The organism is Kitasatospora sp. NPDC001261, assembly GCF_042896795.1.
Classification (GTDB): domain Bacteria; phylum Actinomycetota; class Actinomycetes; order Streptomycetales; family Streptomycetaceae; genus Kitasatospora.
On record NZ_JBIAXP010000001.1, the window covers coordinates 408,085 to 423,803 of the forward strand.

Below are 15,719 nucleotides of genomic sequence, written 5' to 3' on the forward strand. Positions count from 1 at the left end.
GGCGCTCTCGACCCGGCGCCGACGGTCGGCGCTCCCTCGCTCCTTCGTCACTCCCTCGCTTCTCCCTTTCGGCACCGGCGCGCCCTTCGGCTCGGGGCGGCCGTCTCCCCTGATACCCGGGTAGCACCCGGGAGTTGGCCCCGCGGTGTGACGTCCGCGGGGCCGTCGCATTCCTACCTTCCTCCTCGTCGGAAGCCGAACCGAGTCGGCGGCCGAACGGACGAGGAGGGAGCAGGGACATGCGCAGGTTTCGAGCCGGGCGGGCGATCGCCGGCGCCGCGGTGGCAGTGGCGATCATGCTCGGCGCGGGCGGCTGGGCCGCCGACACCCAGACCCCGGTCACCGGCCCGCCGCCCGGCAGCGCCGCGTGGACGGCCGACACCTCGCTCGGCCTGCGGCTGCCCGACCCGGCCACCACCGAACCGGCCCGGGTCGCCGCGTTCTTCGCCGGGCTGGACCCGGCCCGGCAGGACGCCCTGACCGCCCGGTACCCGCTGGTGGTCGGCAACCTGGACGGCGCCCCGGTCGCCCTCCGGTACCGGGCCAACGCCCTGGCCCTGACCGCCGAGCGCACCCGCGAACTCGCCCGGGCCACCGACCCCGCCCTCACCCCGCAGGACCACGAGGCCGCCCGCACCCGCGCCGAGCGCTACCGCGCCCTGCTGGACGGCGGCCGGCGGATCCTCGCCTTCGACCCGCGCGGCCGCGGCCAGGTCGCCGAGGTGTACGGCGACCTCGCCACCGCCCGCCGCACCGCCGTGATCGTCCCCGGCTCCGACACCGACCTGCTCCGCTTCGACCGCGCCGGCGACCCGTACGGCACCCCGGCCGGCATGGCCCGGGCGCTCCTGGACGCCACCGGCGGACAGACCGCCGTGATCGCCTGGGCCGGCTACACCACCCCGCTCGGCCTCGGCCTGGACGCCGCCACCGAGGACCTGGCCCGGGCCGGCGCCCCCCGCCTCACCCGGCTGCTCGACGGACTCGCCGCCACCACCCGCCCGCAGGACCCGCCCACCGTGTTCTGCCACAGCTACGGCTCGGTGGTCTGCGGCCTGGCCCGCCCCACCCCCGCACAGGCCTCCGGCGTGGTGGTGCTCGGCTCGCCCGGCATGGGTGTCGGCTCGGCCGCCGACCTCGACCCGGGCGTCCCGCTCTGGGCCACCGCCCGCAACGACTCCGACTGGATCGGCGACGTGCCCAAGGTCCGGCTGTTCGGCCTCGGCCACGGCGCCGACCCGACCGCCCCCGGCTTCGGCGCCCGCCCGCTGCCCGCCGCCGGATCCCACGGCCACACCGGCTACTTCGCCCCCGGCACCGCCTCCCTCGCCGCCTACGCCGCCGTCGCCCTCGGCCGCGCCTGACCCGCCCGCACCGGAAGGAGCACCACCATGGCCGACACCCTCGCCGCCCCGCCCCGTACCCCCCGAGCGCTCGCCGCCGGACCGCTCACCGCCCTGCGCCGCGCCGCCGCGCGGGTCGACGCGAAGACCCCGGCCGACCGCGACCGCGCCCTGGACGGGCTGCGCGCCCTCGCCCTGCTCGCCGTACCGGTCGGCCACTGGATGCTCGGCGGCTTCACCCGCTCCCCCGACGGCGCCCTGCACAACGCCAGCCCGCTCTCCACCCTCGGCTTCTTCGCCCCGCTCAGCTGGGTGCTCCAGATGCTCGGGGTGTTCTTCCTGGTCGGCGGCCACTCCTCGGTCCGCTCGCTGGAGCGGGCCCGGGCCAAGGGCGTCACGTACGGCGGCTGGCTGCGGGCCCGTGCGGTCCGGCTGCTGCGCCCGGTGCTCGGGGTGGCGGCCGTCTGGGCGGCGCTGATCCCGCTGCTGCCCGCGCTCGGCGTCCCCGAGGACACCGTGCGCACCGGCGCCACCCTGGTGGTGCAGCCGCTCTGGTACATCGGGGTCTACCTGGGGCTGACGGCCCTCACCCCGCTCTGCGTGGCCGCCGGGCGCCGGCTGGGCGGCTGGTCGGCGGGCCTGCTGGTGGCCTCGGTCGCCGCCGTCGACCTGCTGCGGTACGGGCCGTGGGCCGGGTCGGTGCCGTCCTGGGTCGCGCTGCTGAACATCCTGCCGGGCTGGCTGTTCGGCTACCAGCTGGGCGTGCTCTGGGCGCAGGGCCGGCTCGGCCGCCCGACGGCCCGGGTGCTGCTGCTCGGCGGCGGCGCGCTGTTCGCCGCGCTGCTGCTGGTCTTCCACTACCCGGCCAGCATGGTCGGCGTGCCCGGGGCGGAGCGGACCAACTCGCACCCGCCGTCCCTGCTGGTGCTCGCCCTGGCGGCGTTCCAGTGCGGCGCCGCGGTGCTGCTGCGGGAGCGGCTGGGCCGGCTGCTGACCGGCCGTCCGCTGCTCTGGCTGCCGGTCGTGGTGGTCAACCTGTCGGCGATGACGATCTTCTGCTGGCACCAGAGCGCGATGCTCGCGGTGGCGGTGCCCGGCGCGGCCGCCCTGGGCGCCGTCCCGGGGCTGAGCACGGCGCCGGACTCGCTCGGCTGGGTGGTCGCCCGGCTGGCGCTGCTGCCGCTGTTCGGCGCCGTGCTGGTGGCGGTCGGCTGGTTCACCCGCCGGTTCGACGGCCCGTGGACGGCCTTCTCCCGGGGCGGCAAGGCGGTGGCCGGGGCCGCGGCGGCGCTGTTCGCGGCGTACGCGCTGGGCATGGTGTGACGGTCCGCCGGGTGCGGCCTGGCCGAACGACGGGGCGCACCACCGTCGATGGGGCGTGGACCGGTCGGTCCGCGCCCCTGCGGCCGTCGCCCGCCGCCCCCGGTGCGCCGTGCCGCGCGCCGGGGCGCACTGTCAGTGCCCTGCCCTACCCTGCCGCCATGGTGACGTTCGACGAGTTCCGCACGATGGCCCTGGCCCTGCCGGAGGCCGCCCAGGAGCCGACCTGGGACATCGAGACGCTGCGGGTGCGCGGCCGGATCTTCGCGATGGGCGCGCCCGACGGGGACCGGGTCACCGTCAAGGCCTCCCCCGAGGACCAGGCCGAACTGCTCGCCGCCGAGCCCGAGGTGTTCTCCTCCGCCCCGTACGTCGGCCGGCACGGCTGGGTGAGCGTCCGGCTGGACCTGGTGGACGGGGACGAGCTGCGCGACCTGGTCACCGAGGCCTGGCGGCGGACGGCGCCGAAGCGCCTGGTCCGCGCGTTCGACGAATCCGGAGAGTCCGGGGTCTGAGCGCGCCCCTTCCCACCGGCCACACCGGCCTCCGTACGAACCACTGTCCGAACCACTGGGAGACGTCGGACAGACACCCCTGGTTCATGTGAGCCATCCCACAGTTTAGGCGTTCCCGGCATCCCTTCGGGCCCCCTAGGCTTGCGCAGGGAAGTCAGCAGAGCTATCGCACCCTCCGGGCACCACCGCCCGCGAAACGGTGCGGGCCCCAAGGGAGTTGGTGCGGTGCGCATCCGTCGGCGCTGGAAGCGGGTACTGATCGGGGCGTTCGCCGGCTGCGCGGTGCTCGCCGACGCCGGGGCCGTCGCCGCCGCGGCCGCCGTCTCCTCCGAACAGCTGGCGATCTCCACGCCCCCGGCCGGCAGCGCCGCCTGGGTCGAGGACCACTCCTTCGGCCGCTCCCTGCCCGACCCGGCGACCACCACGCCGGCCGCCGCCGCGGCATTCTTCGCCTCGCTCGCGCCCACCGAGCTGGACCGGCTGATCCAGGACTACCCGCTGGTCGTCGGCAACTACGACGGCGCCCCGCTGGACCTGCGCTACCGCGCCAACCGGATCGCCCTGGCCGCCGAGCACGACCGGGCCCTGGCCCGCGCCGCCGACGGCACGCTGGACTCCGACACCCGCGCGCTGGCCGTCTCCCGCGCCAACGACGTCGAGCACCTGCTCGCCCCCGACCGGCAGATCCTGGCCTTCGACCCGCGCGGCCGCGGCCTGGTCACCGAGGTGTGGGGCGACCTCGCCGACGCCGAGCGGATCTCCGTGCTCGTCCCCGGCTCGGACGCCGACCTCGGCCACCACGACCAGGCGGCCGACCCGCTGCGCTCCCCGGCCGGCATGGCCCGCGCCCTCCACACCGAGGAGCAGCGCCAGGCCCCGGACACCCGGACCGCCGTGATCTCCTGGACCGGCTACGTCACCCCGTCCGGCCTCGGCCCGGACGCGGCCACCTCCCGGCTCGCCGACGTCGCCGCCCCCCGGCTGGAGCGGCTGCTCGCCGGGCTCAAGGAGACCACCCGGCCGGACGCGCCGCCGGCGCTGCTCTGCCACTCGTACGGCTCGGTGGTCTGCGGTACGGCCGCCCCGGACATTCCGCGCGCGGCCGCCTCGCCGTCCGACACCTCCGGCATCACCGACCTGGTGGTCTTCGGCAGCCCGGGCATGGGCGTGCAGAACACCGGCGAGCTGGGCGCGGGCGTGCACCTCTGGGCCACCCGCAACCCCAGCGACTGGATCGGCAACGTGCCGTTCATGGAGGTCGGCGGGCTCGGCCACGGCGCCGACCCGGCCGCGAGCGGCTTCGGCTCCGAGCTGATCTCCTCGGCCCGCGCGGCCGGCCACAACGGCTACCTCACCGAGGGCACCGACAGCCTGCACAACTTCGCGGCGATCTCCCTCGGCCACTACCAGGACGTGGTCCGGGCCAACCCGGGCTCCTAAGACCCGTCTTCGTACAGCCGCAGGGCCTCCGCCGCCGCCCGGGCCAGTTCGCGCCGGGCGGCCGGCGGGGCCAGCACCTCGACGTCCGCGCCGAAGGCCAGCAGCGACCGGACGGCCGCCGGGGCCGGGAAGGCCATCGCCACCTCGGTCCACTCCTCGGCCGGGACGGCGCCCGGCTCCGGCGGCGGTGCGGTGACCCGGCCGCCGTGGATGCGCAGGAACATGTCCAGCCGTCCGCGCCGGACCCGCACCCGCACCGGCACGTCCTTCGGCAGCCGTTCGACCTGCTCGCGCAGCACCGCCCAGACCTCGCCGAGCCCGACCCCGGTCCGGCGGCGCACCGCCTCCTCGGTGGTGTCGGCGGCCAGCACCCGGTCGGCCCGGAACAGCCGCGGCTCGCCGTGCAGATCGGCCACCAGGTACCAGACCGCGGCCTTGCTCACCAGCCCGTACGGGTCGACGGTGTACTCCACCGGCGCGGGCGTGCCGCTGTGCCGGTAGCGCAGCCGCAGCCGCCGGTCGGCGAAGACGGCGTACTGCAGCTCGCCCAGGTCCGGCCCGGCGGCGGGGCCGGCCGCGCCGGGGGTCTGCATCCAGCGGGCCGGGTCGACCAGGATCCGCTCGCGGACCCGCTCGGCGGCCGGCCGGTGCGGGGCCGGCAGCGCCGCCATCACCTTGCGCAGCGCCGAGCCGAGCGCGCCGTCCAGCCCGAGGTCGCTGTGCGCGCCCTGGGCGGAGAGCACGAACAGCGCCCTGGCCTCGTCCGCGGTCAGGCCGGTGACGTCGGTGCGGTAGCCGGGCAGCAGGCCGATGCCGCCGTGCCGCCCGCGTTCGGTGAACACCGGCACACCGGCGGCGGAGAGCGACTCGACGTCGCGGTAGATGGTGCGGACGGACACCTCCAGCCGCTCGGCGAGTTCGGTGGCGGGCACCCGGCCGCGGGTCTGGAGCAGCAGGAGGATCGAGAGCAGGCGGTCGGCCTTCATGGTCCAAGAATCCCAGTAATCCTGACGGCCGTTGTCAGGTTTTACTGGGAGATTGCGTTCCGGGCCCGCAAGGGGCCCGAACGACCACCCGACACCAGGGAGTTGAGCGCCATGACCGCCGTCCAGGACGCCCGCCCGCAGTACCAGGCCGCCCTCGACCAGCTGGAGAAGCTGTTCGCCACCGTCACCCCGGCCGACCTCGACCGGCCCACGCCCTGTACCGAGTTCACCCTGCGCGGGCTGCTGAACCACGTGGTCGGCGGCGTCCACCGGTTCGCGTACATGGGCGAGGGCGGCCACGCCGAGGACACCGTGGCCGCCATCGAGGACCCGTCCGACGAGGGCTGGCCGGCCGCCCTGGGCCGGGCCCGCGCCCGGGTGACCGCCGCCTGGGCGGACGACGCCAAGCTCGGCCGTCCGACCGTCGCCCCCTGGGGCGAGGTGCCCGGCGCGATGGCGGTCGGCGGCTACCTGATGGAGCTGGTGACCCACTCCGGGGACATCGCCCGGAGCCTCGACAACGGCTTCGCCCTGGACGACGACCTGGCGCGGACCGCCCTGGGCATCGCCGAGTTCGTGCTGCCGGCCGAGCGGCGGGTGCCGGGCGTTCCGTTCGCCGCCGTCCGGCCGGTCGCCGAGGACGCCGACGTGCACACCCGGCTGGCCGCCTGGACGGGCCGTACGGTCTGAGCCCGGCGGCCGACCCGGGGCGTCCGCCGACTCCCCGGGCCGCCGGTGCCCGCTACTCGCGCGCCGCCGAGGTGGAGCTCATGTCCGCGTAGCGGCTCCCCGCCACCCGGCCGGCCACCGGCTCCAGCAGCGCCAGCTCCTCGGCGGTCAGCCGCAGCGTCGCCGCCGCGGTGTTCTCGGCGAGCCGGCTCCGCTTGCGGGTGCCCGGGATCGGCACCACGGCCAGCCCGTGCACCTCGGCCCGCTGGTGCACCCAGGCCAGCGCGACCTGGGCGAGCGTGACGCCGCGGGCCGCGGCGATCTCCCGCAGCGGGTCGAGCAGTTCGCCGTTGGCGGCCGCGTTGTCGCCGGTGAAGCGGGGGTGGTTGCGGCGGTAGTCGTTCGCCGAGAGCTCCGTGGCGTCCTGGAAGGCGCCGGTCAGGAAGCCCCGCCCGAGCGGCGAGTACGGCACGAAGGCGACGCCCAGCTCCGCCGCGGCCGGCACCGCCGTGCTCTCGACGTCGCGGGCGAACACCGACCATTCGGACTGGAGCGCGGCGATCGGGTGGACGGCGTGCGCCTCGCGCAGCTCGGCCCCGGTCACCTCGGACAGGCCGAGGTGGCGCACCTTGCCGGCCTTCACCAGTTCGGCCATGGCGCCGACCGAGTCGGCCAGCGGCACGGCCGGGTCGCGGCGGTGCATGTAGTACAGGTCGATCTCGTTCACGCCGAGGCGGCGCAGCGAGGCGTCCACCGCGGTCCGGATGTACGCCGGGTCGTTGCTGATGCCGCGGACGGCGCCGTCCTCCTCGGAGCGCAGGATGGCGAACTTGGTGGCGAGCACCACCTTGTCCCGGTTGGCCCGGACGAAGGGGCCGATGAGCTCCTCGTTGCGGCCGGAGCCGTACATGTCGGCGGTGTCGAAGAGGGTGACGCCGGTCTCCAGCGCGGCGTCCAGGGTGGCGAGCGCCTCGTCGGCGTCGGTGGGGCCGTAGAACTCGCTCATGCCCATGCAGCCGAGGCCCTGGACGCCCACCAGCGGGCCGCCGGTGCCGAGTTCGACGGTGGGAAGGACGGTCTGAGTCATGCGCTCTGCTCTTCCTCTCCATGGATGTTCTGGCACTTGGCCGGGATGCCGGCGCCGACGGCGCCCTTCCCGGCATAGATGTCGATCTTGTAGTCGAGGACGGCGAGGGTCGCCTGGAGGTCCACGATCCGCTGTCGGACCTCCTCGCGCTGGGCCTCCAGGAGCAGCCGACGCTCCCCGTAGGTCTGCTCGCCCTGGCGGGCCATGTCCACGTACTTGAGCATGTCCGCCACCGACATCCCGGTCAGCCGCAGCCGGCCCAGGAAGGCCAGCCGGTGCAGGTCGGCGTCGGAGTAGCGGCGCTGGCCGCCCGCCGCCCGGTCGACCGGGTCCAGCAGGCCGATCCGCTCGTACCAGCGCAGGGTGTGGGCGGTCAGCCCGCTCGCCGTGGCGACCTCGCTGATGGTGTGCCTCGGGCTCGGGTCCGGATCGCCGACGGGGCGGCTGAAGACCTCGGAGCAGCTGCGCAGGTCGATCTCGATGCGTGCGGGTGCGGCCATCGCTCGTTCCCCCTTGTCCTGTGCGACGGGAACGACGCTACAGAGTTTGAGTGCACTCCAAGCAAGCCCGACATCCGGGTGGGCCCGCCACCACCTTTTCCGAGGATTTTCCCGGCGACTAGAGTCGGGCCCATGGAGAGCTTGCGGATGATCGAGAACTGGCCGGTGCCCCATGCCGCGGCGGCGGTGGTCCGGGCGGCGGACGGCGCGGTGCTGGGCGCGCACGGGCCGCAGCAGCACCTGTTCCCGCTCGCCTCGGTGACCAAGCTGCTCACCTCGTACGCGGCGCTGGTCGCCCTGGAGGAGGGCGTGTTCGAGCTGGACGACCCGGCCGGGCCGCCCGGGTCCACCGTCCGCCACCTGCTCGCGCACACCTCCGGCCTGGGCTTCGACGAGGACCGGGTGTTCGCCGAGCCCGGCAACCGCCGGCTCTACTCCAACGCGGGCTTCGACGCGCTGGCCCGGACGCTCTCCGAGGCCGCCGGGATCGAGTTCTCCCGCTACGTCGCCGAGGCGGTGTTCGAGCCGCTGGGCATGACGGACACCCTGATCCACACCGCCCACAAGTCCCCGGCCGGCGCCGGCGGCCTGTCCACCGTCGCCGACCTCACCCGGTTCGCCGCCGAGCTGCAGGCCCCCAAGCTGCTGGACCCGTCCACCGTCCGGCAGGCCACCCGCGAGGTCGCCTTCCCCGGCACCAGCGGCGTGCTGCCCGGCTACGGCCACCGCCGCCCGAACGACTGGGGCCTCGGCTTCGAGATCCGCGACGGCAAGAGCCCGCACTGGACCGGCACCGCCAACTCCCCCGGAACCTTCGGCCACTTCGGCCAGTCCGGCACCTTCCTGTGGGTCGACCCGCAGGCCGGCGCGGCCTGCGTCGCGCTCACCGACCGGGACTTCGGACCGTGGGCGGTCGAGGCCTGGCCGGCCTTCTCGGACGCGGTGCTGGCGGAACTGAACGGCTAGCCGTACGAGACCGGCGAGTGCATCTCCCAGAGCAGGAGTTCGGCGCCGGTCTCCCCCGCCGCCGGGTCGGCGAAGGCCTCGCCGGTGATCCGCACGCTGTCGCCCGGGACCATCGAGCGGCCGCCGCCCTTGGGCCCCGGGACGGTCCGGTAGCCCAGCGAGCCGGCCGTCAGGTGCGCGTACCGCCAGGGCGCCTCGGGCAGCGGCGGCAGCGGCTGCCACGGCCCGGCGGTGGCCAGCCAGAGCGCGGCGTCGCGGCGTCGCAGCCGCAGGGCGTCCGTCCCGGCGTCGCGCTCCAGGCCGGAGGCGAGCAGCGTCAACCCGCCGTCCGCCGGTTCCACCTTGCGCAGGCCGTACGCGGGCGGCGCGTCGAACTCGTCCGGCTGGAGCCACATCTGGACGAAGCGGACCGGCCCGGTGGCGCCGCCGACGTTGCGCTCGGTGTGGGTGACGCCGGAGCCGGCGCTGAGGTGCTGCACCATCCCGGGCCGGACCACCCCGCTGTGGCCGTACGAGTCCCGGTGGGCCAGCGCTCCCTCCAGCACCCAGGTGAGGATCTCGGTGTCCCGGTGCTTGTGCTCCTCGAACCCGGCGCCGGGGGCGAGGAGTTCCTCGTTGCACGCGAGCAGCGCGCCGAAGTGGGTGTTCTTCGGGTCGTAGTGGCCCGAGAAGGAGAACGCGTGCCGGGTCTCGACGCCCTCGGCCGGGGCGGAGCGGTAGCGTTCGGCGGTGCGGCGCAGGTCGGCGCGGGGGCGGTCGGCGGCTTCGGTCACGCCCCCACCGTAGTCGCCGGCGCGCGGGGTGTGACTCTTGCCACCGCGCCGCTCCGCCGGGGGGTGTGCACGAGCAGTCACTCGCGTGAGGCAGTCTTGTCCTTGTGCCAGCCGCTTCCGCGAACTCCAAGAGCGAACCCAGCCCCAGCCCCGCAGCCGACCCCACCGGGAAGAGCCCGGCCGCCCGGGCGGGCCGTGACCGCCCCGGCCGCGCGGCGCCCCGCCTGACGGCGCAGGAGCGCAGAAACGCCGCCGAGCGCGCCGAGCGCCGGGCCGCGACGCTCAAGCGGCTGGAGAAGTCCTCCGGCAAGCTGGCCACCGCCGCGATCTCGCGGATGGACGACCAGCTCGGCTGGTACCGGCGGATGCCCCCGGAGCACCGGTCCTGGATCGGCCTGGTCGCCCAGGCCGGCATCGCCGCCTTCACCGAGTGGTACCGCCACCCCGACGCCGCCCAGGCGATCTCCACCGACGTCTTCGGCACCGCCCCGCGCGAGCTGACCAGGGCGATCACCCTGCGCCAGACCGTCGAGCTGATCCGCACCACGATCGAGGTGATGGAGGAGGCCATCGAGGAGGTGGCCGCCCCCGGCGACGAGGCGGACATGCGCGAGTCGGTGCTGGTCTACGCCCGGGAGATCGCCTTCGCGACCGCCCAGGTGTACGCCCAGGCCGCCGAGGCGCGCGGCGCCTGGGACGCCCGGCTGGAGGCGCTGGTGGTGAACTCGCTGCTGTCCGGCGACGCCGACGAGGGCGTGCTCTCGCGGGCCGCGGCGCTCGGCTGGGGCCAGCCCAGCCAGGTCCGGGTGGTGATGGGCAGCGCGCCGGACGGCGACAGCGAGCTGGTGGTCGAGGCGATCCGCCGGGCCGCCCGGTACGCCAAGCTGAACGTGCTGACCGGGGTGCTGGGCAAGCGCCTGGTGGTCGTGGTCGGCGGCGAGAAGGAGCCGGTGCACGCGGCCCGCGCGCTGATCGGCCAGTTCGCGCCGGGCCCGGTGGTGGTCGGCCCGACCGTGCCCGACCTGCTCTCCGCGACCCGCTCGGCCGCCGCCGCCGCGGCCGGCCTGCGGGCCTGCGCCGCCTGGCCGGACGCCCCCCGCCCGGTGCTGGCCGACGACCTGCTGCCCGAGCGGGCGCTGGCCGGCGACCAGGCCGCGCGCCGCCAGCTGGTGGAGGAGATCTACACACCGCTGGACGAGGCCGGCTCCGCCCTGCTGGAGACGCTGAGTGTCTACCTGGAGCAGGCCTCCTCGCTGGAGGGTGCGGCCCGGATGCTCTTCGTCCACCCGAATACGGTGCGCTACCGGCTACGACGTGTGACTGACGTCACGGGGTACGCCCCCTCCGACGTACGTTCGGCGTTCACTCTGCGGATCGCACTGGCCCTCGGCCGGCTGGACGCCGTCGGGGAGCCCGGCTGAGCCGGAGTGTAGGGACCATACAATCCCGGATGGTTTTCTTCGTTACCGTCGCCTACCCGCCCCTGGGCGCCTGGCGAGAGAGGGTTGAACCGTGCTCGTAATCGTCGCCCCTGGACAGGGTGCCCAGTCCCCCGGTTTCCTCAGCCCCTGGCTGGAGCTCGACGGCGTCGCCGACCGCCTGCGCGGTTGGTCGGAGGTCGCCGGGCTCGACCTGGTGCACGCCGGGACCGAGGCGTCCGCCGAGGAGATCAAGGACACCGCCGTCGCCCAGCCGCTGCTGGTCGCGGCCGGTCTGGTGACCGCCCGGGAGCTGTTCCCGGACGAGGACGCCGCCCGTGCGCTGGTCGGTGCCGTGGCCGGCCACAGCGTCGGTGAGATCACCGCCGCCGCCGGCGCCGGGGTGCTCACCGCCCACGACGCGCTGACCTTCGTGCGCGAGCGCGGCCGGGCCATGGCCGAGGCCGCCGCCGTCACCGAGACGGGCATGCTCGCCCTGCTCGGCGGCGAGCCGGAGGAGGTCGCGGCCAAGCTGGCCGAGCACGGCCTGACGGCGGCCAACAACAACGGCGGCGGCCAGATCGTCGCCGCCGGCACGCTGGACCAGCTGGAGGCGCTGAAGGCGGACCCGCCGACCCGCTCCAAGCTGGTGGCCCTCAAGGTGGCCGGCGCCTTCCACACCGAGCACATGGCCCCGGGCGTCGAGCGGCTGGCCGAGCTGGCCCCGACCCTGACCAGCGTGGCCGACCCGAAGGTCCGCTACGTCTCCAACAAGGACGGCGCGGTCGTGGACTCCGGCGCGGAGGTCCTCGCCCGCCTGGTGTCGCAGGTCTCCAACCCGGTCCGCTGGGACCTCTGCATGGAGACCCTCGGGCAGCTGGGCGCGACGGCCGTGATCGAGCTGTCCCCGGCCGGCACCCTCACCGCGCTGCTCAAGCGCAACCTCAAGGGTGTGGCCACGCTCGCCCTCAAGACCCCCGCCGATCTGGACAAGGCCCGCGCGCTCGTCGCGGAGCACGGCGGTCAGGAGCAGGAGAACCAGGCATGACCAAGCCCCAGATCCGTCCGGTGAGCGGCGCGCAGTACTCGCGCATCCTCGGCGTCGGCGGCTACCGTCCGGTCCGGGTGATCCCCAACTCCGAGGTCCTGGAGTGGATCGACTCCTCGGACGAGTGGATCCGCACCCGCAGCGGGATCGCCGAGCGCCGCTGGGCCGGCCCGGAGGAGTCCGTCTCCGAGATGTCCGTCCAGGCCGCCGGCAAGGCGATCGCCCAGGCCGGGATCACCGCCGAGCAGATCGGCGGCGTGATCGTCTCGACCGTCTCGCACTTCAAGCAGACCCCGGCGATCGCCACCGAGATCTCCGAGCGGCTCGGCTGCGGCACCGCCCCGGCCTTCGACATCTCGGCCGCCTGCGCCGGCTTCGGCTACGGCCTGGGCCTGGCCGACGGCATGATCCGCGGCGGCAACGCCGAGTACGTGCTGGTCATCGGCGTCGAGCGGCTCAGCGACCTGACCGACCGGTCGGACCGCTCCACCGCCTTCATCTTCGGCGACGGCGCCGGCGCCGTGGTCGTCGGCCCGTCCGACACTCCCGGCATCGGCAAGCTGGTCTGGGGCTCGGACGGCTCGCAGGCCGACCTGATCACCCAGACCGAGGCCTGGGACACCGCCTTCGCCAAGTCCGACGCCGTCAACGGCGCGGGCGAGGAGACCAAGTGGCCGGCCCTGCGGATGGACGGCCAGCCGGTCTTCCGCTGGGCGGTGTGGGAGATGGCCAAGGTGGCCCAGCAGGCGCTGGACGCCGCCGGGATCACCGCCGACCAGCTCGGCGCGTTCATCCCGCACCAGGCCAACATGCGGATCACGGATGCCATGATCAAGGCGCTCAAGCTGCCGGAGTCGGTGCCCGTCGCCCGCGACATCGCCGAGACCGGCAACACCTCCGCCGCCTCCATCCCGCTGGCGATGGAACGCATGCTGGAGAGCGGTGAGGCCCACAGCGGGGACCTGGCCCTGATCATCGGGTTCGGGGCGGGTCTCGTGTACGCCGCGGCAGTCGTTACTCTCCCCTAGGCGCATTCGCCCAATCCACAAGCCTGTGTCCGGCCGCCGGCCGGACGCGTTCAACACCGAAGAGGAGCAGCCAGTATGGCTACCAAGGACGAGGTCCTGGAAGGTCTCGCCGAGATCGTCAACGAGATCGCCGGTATCCCGACCGAGGATGTCGCGCTCGACAAGTCCTTCACCGATGACCTGGACGTCGACTCGCTGTCCATGGTCGAGGTCGTCGTGGCCGCCGAGGAGCGCTTCGACGTCAAGATCCCGGACGACGAGGTCAAGAACCTGAAGACCGTCGGCGACGCGGTGGACTACATCCTCGCCAACGCCGCCTGAGCGATCGAGTCGTTCGACTCGGCCAGCCCGCCCGGCGTCCCGTACGCCGGCGGGGGCTGACCGGTCGGCCGGGCTCGTGGAGCCCGACCGACCCCACCGGCCGGGACGCCCCCTCACCGGGGCGCCCGGCCGGGCCCATCCTCGGCACGCCGCCGACCCCTGCACACGTGAGAGAAGAAGAAACCAGTGACCGCTGAAAACCGCACCGTGGTCGTCACGGGTATCGGCGCCTTCACGCCGCTGGGCGCCGACGCCGCCAGCACCTGGGAGAACCTGGTCGCCGGCAAGTCCGGCGTGGTCGCCCTGACCGAGGAGTGGGCCGAGGACCTGCCCGTCAAGATCGCCGCACGCACCGCCGTCGAGCCCGGCACCATCCTGCCCCGCCCGCTGGCCCGCAAGCTGGACCGCTCGGCCCAGTTCGCGCTGATCGCCGCCCGCGAGGCCTGGGCCGACGCGGGCTTCGAGACCCCCGCCACCGACGAGTCCTCCAAGCTCGCCCCCGAGCGCCTGGGCACCGTCATCGCCTCCGGCATCGGCGGCGTGACCACCCTCCTCGACCAGTACGACGTGCTGAAGGAGAAGGGCGCCCGCAAGGTCTCCCCGCACACCGTCCCGATGCTGATGCCCAACTCCCCGGCGGCCAACGTCGGTCTGGAGGTCGGCGCCCGCGCGGGTGTGCACACCCCCGTCTCCGCCTGCGCCTCCGGCGCCGAGGCGATCGGCTACGCGATCGAGATGATCCGCACCGGCCGCGCCGACGTCGTGGTGGCCGGCGGCACCGAGGCCGCGATCCACCCGCTGCCGATCGCCGCGTTCGCCAACATGATGGCGATGTCCAAGAACAACGACCAGCCCCAGCGCGCCTCCCGCCCTTACGACAAGGGCCGCGACGGCTTCGTGCTGGGCGAGGGCGCCGGCGTGGTCGTGCTGGAGTCGATCGAGCACGCCGAGGCGCGCGGCGCCCGGATCTACTGCGAGGCCGTGGGCCAGGGCCTGTCCTCGGACGCCCACCACATCGCCCAGCCCGAGCCGACCGGCGCCGGCGTGGCCCGCGCGCTGGCCGACCTGTTCGAGCGCAACGAGCTGGACAAGGCCGAGATCGTGCACGTCAACGCGCACGCCACCTCGACCCCGCAGGGCGACACCGCCGAGTTGAAGGCGCTGCGCAAGGAGCTGGGCGACGACCTCGACCACATCGCCGTCTCGGCCACCAAGTCGATGACCGGCCACCTGCTGGGCGGCGCCGGCGGCATCGAGACCGTCGCCACCGTGCTGGCCCTGTACCACCGGATCGCCCCGCCGACCATCAACGTGGACGAGCTGGACGACGACGTGGAGGCCGACATCGTCCGCGACGAGGCCCGCAAGCTGCCCGAGGGCCGGATCGCCGCGCTGAACAACTCGTTCGGCTTCGGCGGCCACAACGTGGTGCTGGCCTTCCGCACCCACTGACGCCCGTGACGAAGGGGCCGGCGCTCGCCGTGAGCGCCGGCCCCTTCGTCGTACCCGTCCGGTCCGTCCCTGTCCGCCTGCCCCCGGGGGGGCGGCCTCAGACCACCTGGTGCAGCCAGCGCACCGGCGCGCCCTCGCCCGCGTACCGGAACGGCTCCAGCTCGTCGTCCCAGGGCTTGCCGAGCAGCCGGGCGATCTCGGCCTCCAGGTCGGCGCCCTCGCTGCGGGCGCGCAGCAGGACGGCGCGCAACCGGTCCTCGGGGATCAGGATGTCGCCGTGGATGCCCGTGACGGCGTGGAAGATGCCGAGCGAGGGCGTGCTGCTGTACCGCTCCCCCTCCGCCGTGGCGCAGGGCTCGCTGGTCACCTCGTACCGCATCAGCTGCCAGCCGCGCAGCGCGGAGGCGAGTTTCGAAGCCGTACCGGGCTCCCCCTGCCAGGAGAGCTCGGCACGCCAGTGCCCGGGTGCGGCCGGCTGGCGGATCCAGTCCAGGCTCACCCGCACACCGAGCACCCCCGCGACGGCCCACTCGACGTGCGGGCACAGCGCGCGGGGCGCGGAGTGGACGTACAGGACTCCACGTGTCGTCACCGGGACCTCCAGGCTGTGGACGAGGGTCGCCTTCCCCAGCTGCCTCGTGCCTGCAGTTGATCCGCAGTTACTCACGTTAGCCGACATTAAGCTACTAAATTGAGCAAAACGGACAGGCTTTCGCTCAATGCTAGTCGAATCCTCAACGAGGTCTACCCCTCGGCCGGATCTCTCCCCCGAACGGCCCCATCGTCGGCGGGACCACCGTACCGCGAGGCGCCACAGGATGGATGACGCACTTTCGGATCCGGACGGAATGCG

The 15,719-nt window shown here is 74.5% G+C and carries 16 protein-coding genes; 11 read left to right on the forward strand and 5 right to left on the reverse strand.

What is annotated here, in order from left to right; all coding sequences use genetic code 11:
• Positions 1-239 precede the first annotated feature (239 nt).
• From ACFY4B_RS01850 to ACFY4B_RS01865, 4 genes are all read left to right on the forward strand, one after another.
• Positions 240-1,364: an alpha/beta hydrolase gene (locus ACFY4B_RS01850; RefSeq protein WP_107086471.1), complete on the forward strand. Its 1,125-nt coding sequence runs from the start codon at positions 240-242 to the stop codon at positions 1,362-1,364.
• Between the two features lie 27 nt (positions 1,365-1,391).
• A complete protein-coding gene (locus tag ACFY4B_RS01855; protein WP_387966221.1) occupies positions 1,392-2,666 on the forward strand; it encodes an acyltransferase in 1,275 nt (424 codons plus the stop codon).
• A gap of 158 nt (positions 2,667-2,824) precedes the next feature.
• Positions 2,825-3,178: an MmcQ/YjbR family DNA-binding protein gene (locus ACFY4B_RS01860; RefSeq protein ID WP_387966222.1), complete on the forward strand. Its 354-nt coding sequence runs from the start codon at positions 2,825-2,827 to the stop codon at positions 3,176-3,178.
• 225 nt (positions 3,179-3,403) lie between these two features.
• Positions 3,404-4,618 (forward strand): alpha/beta hydrolase family protein, encoded by a 1,215-nt coding sequence (locus ACFY4B_RS01865; RefSeq protein WP_259316584.1) that lies wholly within the window; start codon positions 3,404-3,406, stop codon positions 4,616-4,618.
• Here ACFY4B_RS01865 and ACFY4B_RS01870 read toward each other — a convergent pair.
• On the reverse strand, positions 4,615-5,604 hold the full coding sequence (locus ACFY4B_RS01870) for a helix-turn-helix transcriptional regulator (protein WP_380778099.1): 990 nt from the start codon (positions 5,602-5,604) through the stop codon (positions 4,615-4,617). The genes ACFY4B_RS01865 and ACFY4B_RS01870 overlap by 4 nt on opposite strands.
• Positions 5,605-5,715: 111 nt before the next feature.
• Between ACFY4B_RS01870 and ACFY4B_RS01875 the strand changes: the two genes are divergently transcribed.
• Entirely contained in the window at positions 5,716-6,294 is a 579-nt protein-coding gene (locus ACFY4B_RS01875; RefSeq protein ID WP_049652636.1) for a TIGR03086 family metal-binding protein, read from the forward strand.
• A gap of 52 nt (positions 6,295-6,346) precedes the next feature.
• Here the strand turns inward: ACFY4B_RS01875 and ACFY4B_RS01880 are convergent, their stop codons facing one another.
• Both ACFY4B_RS01880 and ACFY4B_RS01885 read right to left on the reverse strand, forming a co-directional pair.
• Positions 6,347-7,360, reverse strand: a complete 1,014-nt coding sequence (locus ACFY4B_RS01880) for an aldo/keto reductase (protein ID WP_387966223.1) — start codon at positions 7,358-7,360, stop codon at positions 6,347-6,349.
• Positions 7,357-7,860 (reverse strand): MerR family transcriptional regulator, encoded by a 504-nt coding sequence (locus tag ACFY4B_RS01885; RefSeq protein ID WP_107086472.1) that lies wholly within the window; start codon positions 7,858-7,860, stop codon positions 7,357-7,359. The genes ACFY4B_RS01880 and ACFY4B_RS01885 overlap by 4 nt, the downstream gene beginning before the upstream one ends.
• A gap of 132 nt (positions 7,861-7,992) precedes the next feature.
• Between ACFY4B_RS01885 and ACFY4B_RS01890 the strand changes: the two genes are divergently transcribed.
• Complete coding sequence (locus tag ACFY4B_RS01890; RefSeq protein ID WP_380778104.1) at positions 7,993-8,826, forward strand: serine hydrolase domain-containing protein; 834 nt, start codon at positions 7,993-7,995, stop codon at positions 8,824-8,826.
• On the opposite strand, the gene ACFY4B_RS01895 is transcribed toward ACFY4B_RS01890, so the two are convergent.
• A complete protein-coding gene (locus ACFY4B_RS01895) occupies positions 8,823-9,599 on the reverse strand; it encodes a pirin family protein (protein ID WP_074000764.1) in 777 nt (258 codons plus the stop codon). The two genes, ACFY4B_RS01890 and ACFY4B_RS01895, sit on opposite strands and share 4 nt — an antisense overlap.
• Positions 9,600-9,823: 224 nt before the next feature.
• Between ACFY4B_RS01895 and ACFY4B_RS01900 the strand changes: the two genes are divergently transcribed.
• From ACFY4B_RS01900 to fabF, 5 genes are all read left to right on the forward strand, one after another.
• Positions 9,824-11,020, forward strand: coding sequence for a CdaR family transcriptional regulator (locus ACFY4B_RS01900; RefSeq protein ID WP_074001159.1), 1,197 nt, complete (start codon positions 9,824-9,826; stop codon positions 11,018-11,020).
• 91 nt (positions 11,021-11,111) lie between these two features.
• Positions 11,112-12,065, forward strand: a complete 954-nt coding sequence (locus ACFY4B_RS01905; protein WP_049656695.1) for an ACP S-malonyltransferase — start codon at positions 11,112-11,114, stop codon at positions 12,063-12,065.
• Positions 12,062-13,093 carry a beta-ketoacyl-ACP synthase III gene (locus tag ACFY4B_RS01910; protein ID WP_049656693.1) on the forward strand — a complete coding sequence of 344 codons (1,032 nt, stop codon included), beginning with the start codon at positions 12,062-12,064 and terminating at the stop codon, positions 13,091-13,093. Before ACFY4B_RS01905 ends, ACFY4B_RS01910 begins: the two co-directional genes overlap by 4 nt.
• A 75-nt stretch (positions 13,094-13,168) precedes the next feature.
• Positions 13,169-13,414: an acyl carrier protein gene (locus ACFY4B_RS01915; RefSeq protein WP_049656691.1), complete on the forward strand. Its 246-nt coding sequence runs from the start codon at positions 13,169-13,171 to the stop codon at positions 13,412-13,414.
• A gap of 186 nt (positions 13,415-13,600) precedes the next feature.
• The gene (gene fabF / locus ACFY4B_RS01920) at positions 13,601-14,866 is read left to right on the forward strand and encodes a beta-ketoacyl-ACP synthase II (protein WP_049656688.1); all 1,266 of its coding nucleotides are present in this window, start codon (positions 13,601-13,603) and stop codon (positions 14,864-14,866) included.
• Positions 14,867-14,963: 97 nt separating this feature from the next.
• Here fabF and ACFY4B_RS01925 read toward each other — a convergent pair whose 3' ends face one another.
• Positions 14,964-15,458, reverse strand: a complete 495-nt coding sequence (locus ACFY4B_RS01925; protein ID WP_049656686.1) for a DUF3145 domain-containing protein — start codon at positions 15,456-15,458, stop codon at positions 14,964-14,966.
• Positions 15,459-15,719: the final 261 nt, after the last annotated feature.

Coding starts and splice junctions, on each gene's coding strand:
- ACFY4B_RS01875 (WP_049652636.1), top strand. CDS start 5,716: ATGACCGCCGTCCAGGACGCCCGCCCGCAGTACCAGGCCGCCCTCGAC.
- ACFY4B_RS01880 (WP_387966223.1), bottom strand. CDS start 7,360: ATGACTCAGACCGTCCTTCCCACCGTCGAACTCGGCACCGGCGGCCCG.
- ACFY4B_RS01860 (WP_387966222.1), top strand. CDS start 2,825: ATGGTGACGTTCGACGAGTTCCGCACGATGGCCCTGGCCCTGCCGGAG.
- ACFY4B_RS01915 (WP_049656691.1), top strand. CDS start 13,169: ATGGCTACCAAGGACGAGGTCCTGGAAGGTCTCGCCGAGATCGTCAAC.
- ACFY4B_RS01855 (WP_387966221.1), top strand. CDS start 1,392: ATGGCCGACACCCTCGCCGCCCCGCCCCGTACCCCCCGAGCGCTCGCC.
- ACFY4B_RS01910 (WP_049656693.1), top strand. CDS start 12,062: ATGACCAAGCCCCAGATCCGTCCGGTGAGCGGCGCGCAGTACTCGCGC.
- ACFY4B_RS01870 (WP_380778099.1), bottom strand. CDS start 5,604: ATGAAGGCCGACCGCCTGCTCTCGATCCTCCTGCTGCTCCAGACCCGC.
- ACFY4B_RS01890 (WP_380778104.1), top strand. CDS start 7,993: ATGGAGAGCTTGCGGATGATCGAGAACTGGCCGGTGCCCCATGCCGCG.
- ACFY4B_RS01885 (WP_107086472.1), bottom strand. CDS start 7,860: ATGGCCGCACCCGCACGCATCGAGATCGACCTGCGCAGCTGCTCCGAG.
- ACFY4B_RS01850 (WP_107086471.1), top strand. CDS start 240: ATGCGCAGGTTTCGAGCCGGGCGGGCGATCGCCGGCGCCGCGGTGGCA.